This window comes from Rahnella sp. P4_A8, from assembly GCF_056402435.1.
This window is the reverse complement of sequence record NZ_JBFUHK010000017.1, coordinates 18459-32999: the sequence shown is the minus strand read 5'-3', so window position 1 is coordinate 32999 and position 14541 is coordinate 18459. Positions and strand designations below refer to the sequence as shown.

Annotated in this window: 16 protein-coding genes; 7 read left to right on the top strand and 9 right to left on the bottom strand. The window is 52.0% G+C overall.

From position 1 onward, the window contains the following. Positions 1 to 65: 65 nt before the first annotated feature. Together AC1DUO_RS11460 and epmA are read right to left on the bottom strand one after the other, a co-directional pair. A complete protein-coding gene (locus AC1DUO_RS11460; protein WP_013573751.1) occupies positions 66 to 1430 on the bottom strand; it encodes a uracil-xanthine permease family protein in 1365 nt (454 codons plus the stop codon). A gap of 265 nt (positions 1431 to 1695) precedes the next feature. Then, entirely contained in the window at positions 1696 to 2673 is a 978-nt protein-coding gene (gene epmA, locus AC1DUO_RS11455; RefSeq protein ID WP_013573750.1) for an elongation factor P--(R)-beta-lysine ligase, read from the bottom strand. Positions 2674 to 2956: 283 nt separating this feature from the next. Between epmA and frdA the strand changes: the two genes are divergently transcribed. The 5 genes from frdA to blc all read left to right on the top strand — a co-directional run bounded on the left by frdA (position 2957) and on the right by blc (position 6923). After that, entirely contained in the window at positions 2957 to 4756 is a 1800-nt protein-coding gene (frdA, locus tag AC1DUO_RS11450) for a fumarate reductase (quinol) flavoprotein subunit (protein ID WP_119261153.1), read from the top strand. Between the two features lies 1 nt (position 4757). Further along, positions 4758 to 5483, top strand: coding sequence for a succinate dehydrogenase/fumarate reductase iron-sulfur subunit (locus tag AC1DUO_RS11445; RefSeq protein ID WP_191996300.1), 726 nt, complete (start codon positions 4758 to 4760; stop codon positions 5481 to 5483). 11 nt (positions 5484 to 5494) lie between these two features. After that, on the top strand, positions 5495 to 5905 hold the full coding sequence (gene frdC / locus AC1DUO_RS11440) for a fumarate reductase subunit FrdC (RefSeq protein ID WP_119261151.1): 411 nt from the start codon (positions 5495 to 5497) through the stop codon (positions 5903 to 5905). A gap of 9 nt (positions 5906 to 5914) precedes the next feature. Continuing rightward, positions 5915 to 6274, top strand: a complete 360-nt coding sequence (gene frdD, locus AC1DUO_RS11435) for a fumarate reductase subunit FrdD (RefSeq protein WP_013573746.1) — start codon at positions 5915 to 5917, stop codon at positions 6272 to 6274. A gap of 124 nt (positions 6275 to 6398) precedes the next feature. Next, positions 6399 to 6923 (top strand): outer membrane lipoprotein Blc, encoded by a 525-nt coding sequence (gene blc, locus AC1DUO_RS11430; RefSeq protein WP_013573745.1) that lies wholly within the window; start codon positions 6399 to 6401, stop codon positions 6921 to 6923. 89 nt (positions 6924 to 7012) lie between these two features. Here the strand turns inward: blc and AC1DUO_RS11425 are convergent, their stop codons facing one another. The 3 genes from AC1DUO_RS11425 to efp all read right to left on the bottom strand — a co-directional run bounded on the left by AC1DUO_RS11425 (position 7013) and on the right by efp (position 8056). Then, a complete protein-coding gene (locus tag AC1DUO_RS11425) occupies positions 7013 to 7147 on the bottom strand; it encodes an entericidin A/B family lipoprotein (RefSeq protein ID WP_013573744.1) in 135 nt (44 codons plus the stop codon). Between the two features lie 118 nt (positions 7148 to 7265). Further along, a complete protein-coding gene (locus AC1DUO_RS11420) occupies positions 7266 to 7394 on the bottom strand; it encodes an entericidin A/B family lipoprotein (protein ID WP_013573743.1) in 129 nt (42 codons plus the stop codon). Positions 7395 to 7489: 95 nt separating this feature from the next. After that, the gene (efp, locus tag AC1DUO_RS11415; RefSeq protein ID WP_013573742.1) at positions 7490 to 8056 is read right to left on the bottom strand and encodes an elongation factor P; all 567 of its coding nucleotides are present in this window, start codon (positions 8054 to 8056) and stop codon (positions 7490 to 7492) included. A 38-nt stretch (positions 8057 to 8094) separates the two neighbouring features. Between efp and epmB the strand changes: the two genes are divergently transcribed. Next, positions 8095 to 9123 (top strand): EF-P beta-lysylation protein EpmB, encoded by a 1029-nt coding sequence (epmB, locus tag AC1DUO_RS11410; protein ID WP_119261150.1) that lies wholly within the window; start codon positions 8095 to 8097, stop codon positions 9121 to 9123. A gap of 188 nt (positions 9124 to 9311) precedes the next feature. Here epmB and AC1DUO_RS11405 read toward each other — a convergent pair whose 3' ends face one another. The 4 genes from AC1DUO_RS11405 to AC1DUO_RS11390 all read right to left on the bottom strand — a co-directional run bounded on the left by AC1DUO_RS11405 (position 9312) and on the right by AC1DUO_RS11390 (position 12656). After that, on the bottom strand, positions 9312 to 9656 hold the full coding sequence (locus AC1DUO_RS11405; RefSeq protein ID WP_014333641.1) for a DUF4156 domain-containing protein: 345 nt from the start codon (positions 9654 to 9656) through the stop codon (positions 9312 to 9314). A gap of 300 nt (positions 9657 to 9956) precedes the next feature. Then, entirely contained in the window at positions 9957 to 11603 is a 1647-nt protein-coding gene (gene groL, locus AC1DUO_RS11400; RefSeq protein ID WP_013573739.1) for a chaperonin GroEL, read from the bottom strand. Between the two features lie 53 nt (positions 11604 to 11656). Continuing rightward, positions 11657 to 11950, bottom strand: coding sequence for a co-chaperone GroES (locus AC1DUO_RS11395; protein WP_009636718.1), 294 nt, complete (start codon positions 11948 to 11950; stop codon positions 11657 to 11659). A 214-nt stretch (positions 11951 to 12164) separates the two neighbouring features. After that, entirely contained in the window at positions 12165 to 12656 is a 492-nt protein-coding gene (locus AC1DUO_RS11390) for an FxsA family protein (protein WP_119261149.1), read from the bottom strand. Between the two features lie 373 nt (positions 12657 to 13029). Between AC1DUO_RS11390 and aspA the strand changes: the two genes are divergently transcribed. Continuing rightward, positions 13030 to 14466 (top strand): aspartate ammonia-lyase, encoded by a 1437-nt coding sequence (gene aspA, locus AC1DUO_RS11385; RefSeq protein WP_013573737.1) that lies wholly within the window; start codon positions 13030 to 13032, stop codon positions 14464 to 14466. Positions 14467 to 14541: the final 75 nt, after the last annotated feature.

Here is a 14541-nt window from a genome sequence, read left to right as displayed (position 1 = left end):
ATTCAAAAAGTGAGTCAGCTCAGTTATGCCCTGTCTGCTGATCCAGGGGCGCAACGCGCAGAATTTCAGTGAACCTTGATCTCCTCCGCGACCACGCTGGTGCGTTCTGCAGGCATCAGTAAATTGAGCAGAATAGCGATAACGCCACCGCTGGTCACGGCATGCCCGAAAATATTACCGACGATGGGCGGGAACTGACCAAGCACATCTGGCACGGCTTCAATGCCCAGACCGATGCCAAAGGCGATGGCAATTATCAGCATTTCACGACGTCCGACCGGCGACTGCGTCATGATTCGGATACCCGCCGCGACCACGCTGCCAAACATCACCAGCGTTGCGCCACCCAGCACCGGCGCAGGAATTTGCTGCAACACTTCGCCGATAAACGGAAACAGGCCTAGCACCAGTAATACCGCGCCAATATACATGCCGACAAAACGGCTGGCGACGCCGGTCATCTGGATCACGCCATTGTTCTGTGCAAATGTTGTGTTAGGAAATGACGAGAAGGCTGCGGCGATAAGGCAACTGATACCGTCAGCCAGAATCCCGCCCTGCAGACGTTTACGGAAGCTTTCTCCTTCAATCGGTTGCTGCGACAACATGCAGTTAGCGGTCAGATCACCCACCGCTTCCAGGATGCTGATAAACGATACCAGCGCGATCGGCACAAAAATAATCCAGTCAAACTTAAAACCAAAACGGAACAGTTGCGGCAATGCAAACCAGTCGCCCTGCAAAGGTTTCACCGTCAGATGGCCGGTCAGCGCAGCGGCGATACAGCCGACAACAATGCCTAAAACTATTGATGAAAGGCGCAGCCAGCGCACGTCGATGCGGTTGCAGGCGACAATCACCAGCAGCGTCAGTGCCCCCAGCCCGAGGTTAGCCGGTGCGCCGAAATTCGCGGCACCATGGCCGCCCGCCCAGTCGGTAATGCTGACTTTAATCAGGCTGATGCCAATCAGCGCGATTACGGTGCCGCTGACCAGCGGTGTAAACACGCGGCGCATCTGCCCGATAAACCGGCTAACCAGCAGCGGGATAAACGCCGCCACAAAGTTCACCCCAAAAATCATCGCCATGATGTCTTCAGGAGAGCCACCGCGGCTTTTCACCAACATACCGCCGGAGAGGATCACCCCCAGAAACGCAAAACTGGTACCTTGCAAACAAATCATCCCCGCGCCCACCGACATAAACCGGCGCGCCTGAATAAATGTCCCGATGCCGGAAGCCAGCAAAGACATGCTGATCAGATAAGGCAAGTAGGCATTCAGCCCGAGAACCGAGCCGATAATCAGCGGCGGCGTGATAATTCCGACCACGCTTGCCAGCACGTGCTGGATGGCGGTGAAAAATGCCGGTGCCGGTGCAATGCGCTCTTCCAGTCCATAAAGAAGTTCTTTGTCGTTGGATTCTGACATAACGAGTTTTCCGGATAATAAGTGATGATCCGGTAATGCATAAATCAGGCCAGCAGCAAAAAATTTAGCTTAACTCAGGCAGAAGCCCCTGTTTATGGCGCTTGGCGAGAAAGGGCCAGCACTGAAACTTTAAAATCAGCGCTGCGTCATTTAGGTACTTTTGTTTCAGTAAAAGTGCAGTTTTGGGTTTATTGCACAATGAAGGGGCAAAAAAGGGAAATCGTGGAAGGAAGCCCTGACCTTGGGAACAGGGCTTAAGCACTCATCAGGCGCGTGTCACCGGGAAGGCCAGGACATCACTCAGGCTGGCAGCACCCAGCGCAATCATAATCAGGCGGTCAACACCCAGCGCCACACCTGAACACTCCGGCATACCGTGTTCTAACGCATCCAGCAGATTGTTATCGACAGGATGCTGCGGCAGGCCGCGTGCCGCGCGTTTGCGGTTATCCTGCTCGAAACGCTGACGCTGCTCACGGCTATCCGTCAGTTCACGGAAACCATTCGCCAGCTCAATGCCTTTGTAATACACCTCGAAACGCTCGGCGACGCGGTGATCTTCCGTACTGATTTCTGCCAGAGCGGCCTGCGTGGCCGGGAAATGATAGACGAATGTTGGTTTGTCGCGACCAATGTGCGGTTCTACACCCATCGTAAACAACAACTGTAGCAGGGTGTCACGGTCTTCTTCGGTATCAGCAATGTTGGATAAATCCAGTTTTGCCGCCGCTTCACGCAGTTCCGTTTTGTCGGCGGATAACGGATCCACACCGAGATGGCGGGTAAACGCCTGCTGATAAGACAGGGTTTCAGCACTATCGCAATCGAGAACCTGCTGGAGTAAATCATCCACTTCATTCATCAGACGGTACATGTCATAACGCGGACGGTACCATTCGAGCATGGTGAATTCCGGATTATGATGACGCCCGGCTTCTTCATTACGGAAACTGCGTCCCATCTGATAAATCGGCCCGCTGCCCGCAGCCAGCAAACGTTTCATGTGATATTCCGGGCTGGTCATCAGATACAACGTCATGCCATCAGCCGCACCCGGCCCGACAAAACGCGTCTCAAACGGCACCAGATGAATGTCGGTCACCGTGGCCTGGCTCATTGCTGGCGTTTCAACTTCCAGTACGCCGCGATCGGCAAAGAAACGTCGAATCTCAGCGAGGATAGCCGCACGCTTCAACAAATTGGCGACGGGAGCACTGGGTTGCCAGCTTGCTGTTTCGCTCATGGTGATTTACTCCGAATTCAGAAAAGTCATGCAGTCTACCTGCATCCCCGCAGGCAAACAAATATCTCATTTTACGAAGCGCAATGCAGAGAAAGCCTAAACCTGCATTCACATCAAATTACCATGACTACCCCTTTGGTATAATAATTCTCTTACAAACAATAAGAATATCAGCCACCGGGACAGCGCCTGTATGTCATCGGGGTTCACTAACTCTTCGATTATGAAGAGCTTTTCGCGGGTGTTTCAAACCCGATCTCATTGATGATAGTGGAGGAATGCAGTGCAAACCTTTAACGCCGACATTGCAATTATAGGTGCAGGTGGGGCGGGTTTACGCGCAGCAATAGCCGCAGCGGAAGCCAATCCCAACCTGAATATCGCGTTGATTTCGAAAGTGTACCCAATGCGCAGCCACACCGTGGCGGCCGAAGGCGGTTCTGCCGCTGTGACGCAAGATCACGACAGCTTTGATTTTCACTTCCAGGATACCGTTTCCGGAGGCGACTGGCTGTGTGAGCAAGACGTGGTGGATCATTTCGTTCATCAATGCCCGACTGAAATGGCCCAGCTTGAACTGTGGGGCTGTCCGTGGAGCCGTAAGGATGACGGTTCCGTCAATGTTCGCCGCTTCGGCGGAATGAAGATCGAACGCACCTGGTTTGCCGCGGATAAAACCGGCTTCCATATGCTGCACACCCTGTTCCAGACCTCGCTGAAATACCCACAAATCAAACGATTCGATGAGCATTTCGTCCTCGATATTCTGGTCGATGAAGGCCAGGTACGCGGCGTCGTCGCCATCAATATGATGGAAGGCACACGCGTGCAAATTCGGGCTAACGCCGTGGTCATGGCGACCGGCGGCGCAGGCCGTGTTTACCGTTACAACACCAACGGCGGTATCGTCACCGGCGATGGCATGGGCATGGCGTTCCGCCATGGCATTCCGTTGCGCGACATGGAGTTCGTGCAATATCACCCGACCGGCCTGCCGGGTTCCGGCATCCTGATGACAGAAGGCTGCCGCGGTGAAGGCGGCATTCTGGTCAACAAAGACGGTTACCGTTATCTGCAGGATTACGGCATGGGGCCGGAAACCCCTCTGGGCGAGCCGAAAAACAAATACATGGAACTCGGCCCGCGTGACAAAGTATCACAAGCGTTCTGGCACGAATGGCGCGCCGGACGCACCATCGAAACGCCGCGTGGCGACGTGGTATATCTGGATTTACGCCATCTCGGCGAGAAAAAACTGCGTGAACGTCTGCCGTTCATCTGCGAACTGGCCAAAGCGTATGTCGGCGTCGATCCGATTACGGACCCGATCCCTGTTCGCCCTACCGCGCACTACACCATGGGCGGCATTGAAACCGATGCACAGTGTGAAACCCGTATCAAAGGTCTGTTCGCAGTCGGTGAATGTTCGTCTGTCGGTCTGCATGGCGCCAACCGTCTCGGCTCAAACTCACTGGCAGAACTGGTGGTGTTCGGGCGTATGGCCGGTGAAAAAGCGGCAGAACGCGCAGTTGAAGCCAAAGACACCGGCAACAGCGTCGCGCTCGAAGCGCAGGTGCGTGATATCGAAAACCGTGTTGCCGCGCTGATGGCACAGGAAGGCGACGAAAGCTGGGCCGCCATCCGTGACGAAATGGGTCTGGCGATGGAAGAAGGTTGCGGGATTTATCGCACTACCGAGCTGATGCAAAAAACCATCGATAAACTGGCCGAACTGAAAGAACGCTTCAAACGGGTGAAAATTCAGGATACCTCCAGTGTCTTTAATACCGACCTGCTGTATACCATCGAACTGGGTCATGGCCTGGAAGTAGCAGAATGTATGGCGCATTCCGCCATCAATCGTCGCGAATCACGCGGCGCCCATCAGCGTCTCGATGAAGGCTGTACCGAACGCGATGACGTGAATTTCCTCAAACATACTCTGGCCTTTTATCAGCCAGATTCCGCCCCGCGCCTCGAATATGGCGACGTGAAAATTACCACGCTGCCACCGGCAAAACGCGTGTACGGCGGGGAATCTGAGACTCACGATAAAAAAGATAAGGAGCAATCACGTGGCTAAAATGCGCAGCCTGAAGGTTGAGATCATGCGCTACAACCCGGAAACGGACAGCGCGCCGCATCCGGTGGTGTATGACGTGCCTTTCGATGAAACAACGTCACTGCTCGATGCTCTGGGCTACATCAAAGATCATCTGGCCGCTGACCTTTCCTATCGCTGGTCGTGCCGTATGGCAATCTGCGGCTCATGCGGCATGATGGTGAATAGGGTGCCGAAGCTGGCGTGCAAAACCTTCCTGCGGGAATATCCGGACGGTATGCAGATTGAGGCGCTGGGGAACTTCCCGGTGGAACGTGATCTGGTGGTCGATATGACCCACTTTATCGAAAGCCTCGAAGCCATCAAACCTTACATTATCGGCAATACCCGCACGATCGGCGAAGGCCCGGGCAAGCAAACTCCGGCGCAAATGGAGAAATATCACCAGTTCTCCGGCTGTATCAACTGTGGTTTATGTTATGCCGCCTGCCCGCAGTTTGGACTGAATCCTGAATTCATCGGCCCGGCAGCTATCACGCTGGCGCATCGTTACAACCTCGATAACCGTGACCACGGCAAAGCACAACGTATGCCACAGCTCAACAGTCAGAATGGTGTCTGGAGTTGTACGTTCGTCGGTTATTGCTCCGAAGTCTGTCCGAAGCACGTCGACCCTGCCGCCGCCATTCAGCAAGGCAAAGTCGAAAGTTCGAAAGACTTCATGATCGCAAGGCTGAGACCGCAATGAGGGAGGAAAATATGACGACTCAAAGTACGGGCAGCAAACGTAAACCCTACGTGCGTGAGATGAAAGCCAGCTGGTGGAAAAATTTACCGTTCTACCGTTTTTATATGCTGCGTGAGGGCACGGCGGTTCCGGCAGTATGGTTCAGTTTCTTACTGCTGGCAGGGGTTTGCTCGTTACGTAACGGGCCTGAAAGCTGGGCGGATTTTGTGAATTTTCTGCAAAATCCGGTGGTCTTGCTGATTAACCTGATCGCCCTGCTTGCGGCCCTGTTGCATACCAAAACCTGGTTCGAACTGGCACCGAAAGCCTCCATCCTGGTGGTGAAAGGCAAAAAGATGGGACCTGAACCGGTGATTGCCGGTTTCTGGGGCGTGACGATCGTTGTGACGCTGGTTGTTCTCGTCATCGCACTGTTTCTTTAAGGAGGCGACATGAAAAATACTCTTCCTAAACGTTCAGACGAGCCGGTGTTCTGGGGATTGTTTGGTGCGGGCGGTATGTGGAGCGCAATTTTTGCGCCGGTGATGATTCTGCTGGTGTGCTTCCTGCTGCCGCTGGGCTTTTTCCCCGGCGACGCACTGAGCTATCCACGCGTGCTGGCATTTGCGCAAAGCGGGATCGGGCGTCTGTTCCTGCTGCTGATGATCGTGCTGCCTCTGTGGTGCGGTCTGCACCGGATCCATCACTGCATGCACGACCTGAAGGTCCACGTTCCGGCCGGAAAATGGGTGTTCTACGGGCTGGCGACGATCTTAAGTATCGTCACCCTTATCGTGCTGATCCGCCTCTGATCCGCAAAGATCTGACTTTCCAGCGGCCATCTCTCTGGCCGCTGTTTTCATTCTTTATCCGCAGGTTTTCCCTTTTTCTTTTTTGTTACCTACACTTAGAGAACATACTAAGGAAGGAAACTCCATGCGTATCTGGTCAAAACTCAGCGTTATCATCACAGCACTTATGTCAGTCGCGTGCAGCGTAACGCCGCCTGCTGACGTCAAAGTCGTCAATAATTTCGAACTCACCCGCTATCTCGGTACCTGGTATGAAGTCGCCAGACTGGACCATAGTTTTGAAAGCGGACTGGAACGCGTCACCGCCAATTACAGCCTGCGCGATGATGGCGGCGTAAAAGTGATTAATCGCGGGTTTAATCCGCAGAAGAATAAATGGCAGGAAAGTGAGGGCAAAGGTTACTTCACCGGATCACCTGCGCGCGCGGCGCTGAAAGTGTCATTCTTCGGTCCGTTCTATGGCGGTTATAACGTCATAGAACTGGATAAAGATTATCGTTACGCGCTGGTCTGCGGACCGGATAAAAGCTATCTGTGGATCCTGTCCCGTACGCCAACGCTGGATGACAGCGTGAAGCAGCAACTTCTGCAAACGGCGCAGCAGTACGGATTTGATACCAGCAAACTGGTGTGGGTGAAACAGCCTTGATGCTTACACCATAAAACTCGCGCCATAAAAACAACACTGCCTGCATCAACGTGCAGGCAGACATCAGTTTACTTAACGTTATTCGCTCGCTATTGCGCGCTTTTCTGAATGGCTTCCCCACCGGCAGACACATCTTCACCTACGCCACGCGTGGTGTTGCAGGCTGTTAAAGCAGAAGACAAGATAAGAACAGACAAGATAGCGAGGATACTTTTCTTCAGCATATAAATTTCCTTCCTATAAGAGAATGTAAAGTACGACACTTTTAGTGTAGCTAATTTTCTGGATATAGAAGGGAACAGGCAGGATTTTAAGACATTTGGTAAAACGAGGCTGAAGGGATCAGCCTGCTTTGGAAATTGCGCCACCCAGATGCTGGATGTCTTCACCGAAACCATGAACCGTGTTGCAGCCGGATAACGAAGCCAGCAGCATCACTGAAACCACGATAAACATCATCTTCTTCAACATGGTAAACATAATCCCATTCAACAAGTTGGGGCTGGAAAGCTGCGACAGGCATTCACCTGTGGCAGCTTTCATCCGGCGTAATAAGTATTGAGAACTTATTTAACGCGGGAAACGTATTCGCCAGAGCGGGTGTCACAACGGACGATTTCGCCGATCTGCACGAATAATGGCACTTTAACCACAGCGCCGGTGCTCAGGGTCGCTGGCTTACCGCCGGTACCTGCGGTATCACCTTTCAGGCCCGGATCAGTGTCCACAACTTCAGCTTCGATGAAGTTTGGTGGCTGAACAGCGATAGGACGGCCATCCCACAGCGTCACGATACATTCTGCGTTGTCCTGCAGCCATTTAGAGGCGTCAGAAACAGTTTTCTCTTCAACCTGATGCTGTTCGAAAGTCTCAGGGTGCATGAAGTGGTAGAACTCACCGTCGTTGTAGAGGTAGTTCATGTTGGTATCTACAACATCAGCGCCTTCGCATGAGTCAGTAGATTTGAAGGTTTTTTCTACACGGGAACCGGTCAGCAGACGACGCATTTTAACGCGTGCGAAAGCCTGGCCTTTGCCTGGTTTTACGAATTCACTGGATTCGATAGCGTAAGGCTCGCCCTCGAACATGATTTTAAGACCCGGACGGAAATCGTTGCTAGAATAAGTCGCCATGATGGCCCTCTAATTTTAAACTGGTATTAGCCAAAAAAATGGCAAACATTGTAACCCTAAACACGCCATTTAGAGAAGATTGGTTGTATCAACTCGGCGATGTTATCACTGACCCGGATGAACTGCTTACTCTTCTGGCACTTAACGACAATGCAGAACTGCAAAGTGGGCGTGAAGCCCGTCGTTTGTTCCCGCTTCGCGTGCCCCGCGCCTTTGTGGCACGTATGCAGCCGGGCGATCCACAGGATCCTTTATTGCTTCAGGTATTGACCGCACGCGAGGAATTTATTGCCGCGCCGGGCTTTACCACTGACCCGCTTGATGAACAACGCAGCGTTGTTCCGGGTCTGTTGCACAAGTATAGCAATCGCGCCCTGTTACTGGTGAAAGGCGGATGTGCGGTAAATTGCCGCTACTGTTTCCGTCGTCATTTCCCGTATCAGGACAACCAGGGAAATAAGGCTAACTGGGTTCAGGCGCTGGATTATATCCGCACTCGCCCGGAACTCGATGAAATTATTTTCTCCGGTGGTGATCCGCTGATGGCCAAGGATCATGAACTCGACTGGTTGATCGGTGAACTCGAAGAGATCGCGCACATTAAGCGGCTGCGTATTCATACCCGTTTGCCGGTGGTTATCCCTGCACGTATCACGGATTCCTTCTGCCAGCGCCTTGAAAAATCACGTCTTCAGGTGCTGATGGTGACGCATATCAATCACGCCAATGAGATTGATAATGCATTGCGCGCCAGCATGGCGAAGCTGAAAAGCCATGGCGTGACGCTGCTCAATCAGAGCGTGCTGCTGCGGGGCGTTAATGATTCTGCTGATGTGCTGGCGACACTGAGCAACGCGCTGTTTGACGCGGGTATTTTGCCTTACTACATCCACGTGCTGGATAAAGTACAGGGTGCGGCGCATTTCATGGTGAACGACGACGAAGCGCGCGTCATTATGAAAGGGCTGATGAGTAAAGTGTCAGGTTATATGGTACCGAAACTGACCCGTGAAATTGGCGGCGAGCCGAGCAAAACCATTCTGGATCTGCGGCTGAAGCAGTCTTAACACGTTCTTCCAACCCCAAATAATTCAAGTTGCAGGAAGGCGGCAAGTGATGGAGTCCCGATGAGCTTACTCAGGTAAGTGATTCGGGTGACTGAACGTAGCCAACGCACCTGCGGCTTGAAGTATGAAGGGGGAACGCAAAAAGGGATGCCATTGGCATCCCTTTAGTATTTATAGCCTTCACGCGACTATGGGCACTTATAAACCTGACCGACCATTTTGCTGTCAACCGGTGCAAAGCTGGACAGGAAGTTCTGGGACGGGCTGTTGGCACCATAAATGGTGTTGCCGCCCATCGCTGCCGCTTTGTTACGCAGGTCATTGGCTGCGCCACGCATGGAGCTGCCGTCACCGCCGGTACCGGAGAACCAGTTGCTTTGGGCACCGGTGACTTCGCCAAGCAACTGACAATTTGCGCCTGGTTTGTCGTCCGTGAATTTCACCTGCTGGCCCGCTGCATCCAGTTGATGAGTGGTACTGCACCCGGCAAGCAGCGCGATAGCTGACAGGCCCAGTAACATTTTAATCCGCATCACTTTCCCCATTTGTTTTTGTAATCACATAAAGCCTATCAGAAAACACCTGGCTCTCTTAGGCATCCGTTGCCACGCATACCCAAGTTTGTGCTATCGGTAAAAATCCGAAATCCACGCAGAAACAAGTCTACACGTTAAAGGCCGGAGACAATGAGAGTTATCTTACTGAACCTGATAAAAAAGGGTCAAATAAAAAAACCCGGCCTTTACAGACCGGGTTTCTTCAGTACGTTGCCTCAGTGAGCAAAAAAGCCCGCTGATTTTACGTACCTGCGGATGAACGCAGGGGGATGATGATTACATCATGCCGCCCATGCCGCCCATTCCACCCATACCGCCAGCGCCGCCCATATCGACTTTATCGTCTTTAGGCAGGTCGGTGATCATGCACTCAGTGGTGATCATCAGGCCAGCTACAGAAGACGCGTACTGCAGAGCAGAACGGGTGACTTTAGTTGGATCAAGGATACCCATTGCGATCATGTCGCCGTATTCTTCGGTGTAAGCGTTGTAGCCGAAGCTGCCTTCGCCCGCTTTCACTTTGTTTGCGATAACAGAGGCTTCTTCGCCAGCATTCACAACGATCTGACGCAGTGGAGATTCCATTGCGCGCAGAGCAACGCGGATACCCACGTTCTGGTCGTCGTTGTCGCCGGTCAGGTTAGCCAGAGTGTGAGCAACGCGAACCAGCGCCACGCCACCACCAGCAACCACGCCTTCTTCTACCGCAGCACGGGTTGCGTGCAGGGCATCTTCAACGCGAGCTTTCTTCTCTTTCATTTCAACTTCAGTCGCTGCGCCCACTTTCAGAACGGCTACGCCGCCTGCCAGTTTAGCCACACGCTCTTGCAGTTTTTCACGGTCGTAATCAGAAGTCGCTTCTTCAATCTGCTGACGGATCTGAGAAACACGGCCCTGGATGGTTGCTTCTTCGCCAACGCCATCGATGATGATGGTGGTGTCTTTGTTGATAACAACACGTTTAGCCTGACCCATATCTTCCAGAGTGGCTTTTTCCAGTTCCAGACCGATCTCTTCAGAGATAACGGTACCGCCAGTCAGGGTTGCGATGTCCTGCAGCATAGCTTTACGACGGTCGCCGAAGCCTGGTGCTTTAACCGCAGCCACTTTCACGATGCCACGCATGGTATTCACAACCAGAGTCGCCAGGGCTTCGCCTTCAACGTCTTCAGCAATGATCAGCAGTGGTTTACCGGCTTTCGCAACGGCTTCCAGTACTGGCAGCATTTCGCGGATGTTAGAAATTTTCTTGTCAGCCAGCAGGATGAACGGGCTTTCCAGTTCGATTGAACCGGTTTCTGGTTTGTTGATGAAGTAAGGAGACAGATAACCACGGTCGAACTGCATACCTTCAACAACGTCCAGCTCATCTTGCAGGCCAGTGCCTTCTTCAACAGTGATGACGCCTTCTTTGCCCACTTTTTCCATCGCTTCAGCGATCAGTTTACCGACAGTTTCATCGGAGTTAGCAGAGATGGTACCAACCTGTGCAATGGCTTTAGAGTCAGAGCAAGGGACAGATAATTTTTTCAGTTCTTCAACCGCAGCAACGACAGCTTTGTCGATACCACGTTTCAGATCCATCGGGTTCATGCCCGCGGCAACAGCTTTCAGGCCTTCAGTGATGATGGCTTGAGCCAGAACGGTTGCGGTAGTGGTACCGTCACCCGCTGCATCGTTCGCTTTGGACGCGACTTCTTTCACCATCTGTGCGCCCATGTTTTCGAACTTGTCTTCCAGTTCGATTTCACGTGCAACGGACACGCCGTCTTTAGTGATGGTTGGTGCGCCGAAAGATTTGTCCAAAACCACGTTACGGCCTTTAGGGCCCAAGGTCACTTTTACTGCATCAGCAAGGATGTTTACGCCACGCAGCATTTTCACACGGGCGTCGTTACCGAATTTTACTTCTTTAGCTGCCATTGTTAATTTCCCTTAAATTCGTTCTGTTCAGAAAAAAGTGGATCGGGGGACAATCAGGCTTCTACGATTGCCAGAATGTCACTCTCAGACATGATCAACACTTCTTCATTGTCGATCTTCTCAGCTTTCACGCCGTAACCGTCGTTGAAAATGACGATGTCGCCAACTTTCACGTCCAGCGCTTTAACTTCACCATTTTCCAGAATGCGACCATGGCCGACAGCCAGGATTTCGCCACGGGTAGATTTACCGGCAGCGGAGCCAGTCAGAACGATGCCGCCAGCGGATTTAGATTCTACTTCTTTACGCTTGACGATAACGCGGTCATGCAATGGACGAATTTTCATTGATAACTCTCCTGTGAGCGGGTCCATATCTATTTTTAGGGTTGAATGCCTGGCAAAGTCCTGCCCGGCCTCGTGGTTTGTTTAATGGGGGCGATACGCAGCCCTTCAAGGGGAAGAACAGAAAAATTTTCTCTTTTTCTTTCGCTGCTCTGTTGACGAAAATCGACCTTCGCAGTGCTTCCCAACAATCTTTTAACAATTGAGGCCACAGAGATTAGCGATCGCGGTGCTCTGTGTCGTCATCTTTTTTAGGTGTAACCAGACGTTCCTGCGTTTCATCCGTCCGCTCGAACTCGCCATCAAAGGTATTCCCCGTTGGCGCGCTGCTCCCCCAGTTACCGCCGGAACGCACAATGTTCAAATGCGGCATCAGTTTTAGCGTCAGTCGTTTCTGGATGGGTGGCAGCAAAAGCAGCAAACCGAGGAAATCAGTAAAGAAGCCCGGTACCAGCAGCAGGAATCCGGCGATCACCAGCGAAACACTTTTAACCATCTCGGCTGCCGGGCTTTCCCCAACCGCCAGTTTTTGCTGCAACTGCATAAACGTCTTCATGCCCTGATTCTTCACCAGAGAGACACCTACGCAAGAGGTGAAAACAACCAGCAATAACGTTGTTGCCACGCCAACCACCGCAGCCACCTTGATAAATAAGGTGATTTCAATGTAAGCCAGCAGGAATAACAGTAATAACGGTAACCAGCGCACCGCATTCTCCTTGTAATTTGGCTCCGGAAGCGCTGTCGCAGCGGCATTCCAAACCCTGAATAAGTGCCTGCTTGAGATCTTCGCTATCAAAGAAATGCAGGCTGACTACACTGAGATGGTGATCACTCATCATGATTTCAACCACCAGACCTGATTTAATTGAGCAGGTAAATGAATTGTGAGAATTCTCACAGATACTAAAAACATGCACGATAATAGGGCAGGATAGTGATCTTAGTACGTGCAATTCGTCTGAAGCAGCATATGATCGCCTCCGTTGCTCAAACAACGGTTGATCGTTTTAAATTTACTACGGCCAGTAACATAATTTTAAACATCGCATAACGCATTCAGTACCGAAGAGAAGGTTCTCATGTCAAACACCATTCGTATCGAGGAAGACCTGCTGGGCACGCGCGAAGTACCGGCAGAAGCTTATTACGGCATTCACACCCTGCGGGCGATTGAAAACTTCTATATCAGCAACACCAAGATCAGTGATGTTCCTGAGTTTGTTCGCGGCATGGTGATGGTGAAAAAGGCGGCAGCTCTTGCTAACAAAGAGCTGCGCACCATTCCACGTCACATTGCGGATATCATTATTCAGGCGTGCGACGAAGTGCTTGATAAAGGCAAATGCATGGACCAGTTCCCTATCGACGTCTATCAGGGCGGTGCTGGAACCTCGGTAAATATGAACACGAATGAAGTGCTGGCGAACATCGGTCTGGAACTGATGGGACACCAGAAAGGCGATTACCAGTTCCTCAATCCAAATGATCATCTGAACAAATGCCAGTCCACCAATGATGCCTACCCTACTGGTTTTCGTATCGCCGTGTACGCGTCCTTGCTGAAACTGGTTGATGCTATTTCCCAGCTGGGCGACGGTTTTGAGCGTAAAGCGAAGGAATTCGAAAACATCATCAAGATGGGCCGTACACAGTTGCAGGACGCCGTTCCGATGACGCTCGGTCAGGAATTCCACGCGTTCAACGTGTTGCTCAAAGAGGAAACCCGCAATCTGTTGCGTACCGGCGAATTACTGCTGGAAGTGAACCTCGGGGCGACAGCAATCGGTACCCGCCTGAATACGCCGGAAGGTTATCAGCAACTGGCGGTAGAAAAACTTGCAGAAGTCAGCAATCTGGCCTGTGTACCCGCTGAAGACCTGATTGAAGCAACGTCCGACTGTGGCGCATACGTGATGGTTCACAGCTCGCTGAAACGTCTGGCCGTGAAGCTTTCTAAAATCTGTAACGACCTGCGTCTGCTCTCTTCCGGTCCTCGCGCTGGCCTGAATGAAATCAACCTGCCGGAATTACAGGCGGGTTCTTCTATCATGCCAGCCAAAGTGAACCCGGTTATCCCGGAAGTCGTGAACCAGGTGTGCTTCAAAGTCATCGGTAACGACGTCTGCGTGACGATGGCGGCAGAAGCGGGCCAGCTTCAACTGAACGTCATGGAACCGGTAATTGGTCAGGCGATGTTTGAGTCAGTGCATATCCTGACTAACGCCTGCTACAATCTGCTCGAAAAATGCATCAACGGCATTACAGCGAACAAAGAAGTATGTGAGTTCTACGTTTTCAACTCTATCGGCATCGTCACCTACCTTAACCCGTTCATCGGCCACCACAATGGCGATATCGTCGGCAAGATTTGTGCTGAAACCGGGAAGAGTGTCAGGGAAGTGGTGCTCGAGCGCGGCCTGCTGACTGAGGCGGAGCTGGACGACATTTTCTCCATCGAAAACCTGAAACATCCGGCTTACAAAGCAAAACGCTATACCGATGAAAATGAACAGTAACAGACTCAAATACTGACCTTTTAAAGGCTCGTTGTTCTGCAGAACAGCGGGCCTTTTTACTTTGTACAACACAAC

Excerpts from the sequence above, each read along its gene's own strand:
- frdC (WP_119261151.1), top strand. The coding sequence starts at position 5,495 with ATGACGACTCAAAGTACGGGCAGCAAACGTAAACCCTACGTGCGTGAG.
- blc (WP_013573745.1), top strand. The coding sequence starts at position 6,399 with ATGCGTATCTGGTCAAAACTCAGCGTTATCATCACAGCACTTATGTCA.
- AC1DUO_RS11460 (WP_013573751.1), bottom strand. The coding sequence starts at position 1,430 with ATGTCAGAATCCAACGACAAAGAACTTCTTTATGGACTGGAAGAGCGC.
- AC1DUO_RS11405 (WP_014333641.1), bottom strand. The coding sequence starts at position 9,656 with ATGCGGATTAAAATGTTACTGGGCCTGTCAGCTATCGCGCTGCTTGCC.
- AC1DUO_RS11445 (WP_191996300.1), top strand. The coding sequence starts at position 4,758 with ATGCGCAGCCTGAAGGTTGAGATCATGCGCTACAACCCGGAAACGGAC.
- groL (WP_013573739.1), bottom strand. The coding sequence starts at position 11,603 with ATGGCAGCTAAAGAAGTAAAATTCGGTAACGACGCCCGTGTGAAAATG.
- AC1DUO_RS11395 (WP_009636718.1), bottom strand. The coding sequence starts at position 11,950 with ATGAAAATTCGTCCATTGCATGACCGCGTTATCGTCAAGCGTAAAGAA.
- aspA (WP_013573737.1), top strand. The coding sequence starts at position 13,030 with ATGTCAAACACCATTCGTATCGAGGAAGACCTGCTGGGCACGCGCGAA.
- AC1DUO_RS11420 (WP_013573743.1), bottom strand. The coding sequence starts at position 7,394 with ATGTTGAAGAAGATGATGTTTATCGTGGTTTCAGTGATGCTGCTGGCT.
- epmA (WP_013573750.1), bottom strand. The coding sequence starts at position 2,673 with ATGAGCGAAACAGCAAGCTGGCAACCCAGTGCTCCCGTCGCCAATTTG.
- epmB (WP_119261150.1), top strand. The coding sequence starts at position 8,095 with ATGGCAAACATTGTAACCCTAAACACGCCATTTAGAGAAGATTGGTTG.
- AC1DUO_RS11425 (WP_013573744.1), bottom strand. The coding sequence starts at position 7,147 with ATGCTGAAGAAAAGTATCCTCGCTATCTTGTCTGTTCTTATCTTGTCT.
- frdD (WP_013573746.1), top strand. The coding sequence starts at position 5,915 with ATGAAAAATACTCTTCCTAAACGTTCAGACGAGCCGGTGTTCTGGGGA.
- efp (WP_013573742.1), bottom strand. The coding sequence starts at position 8,056 with ATGGCGACTTATTCTAGCAACGATTTCCGTCCGGGTCTTAAAATCATG.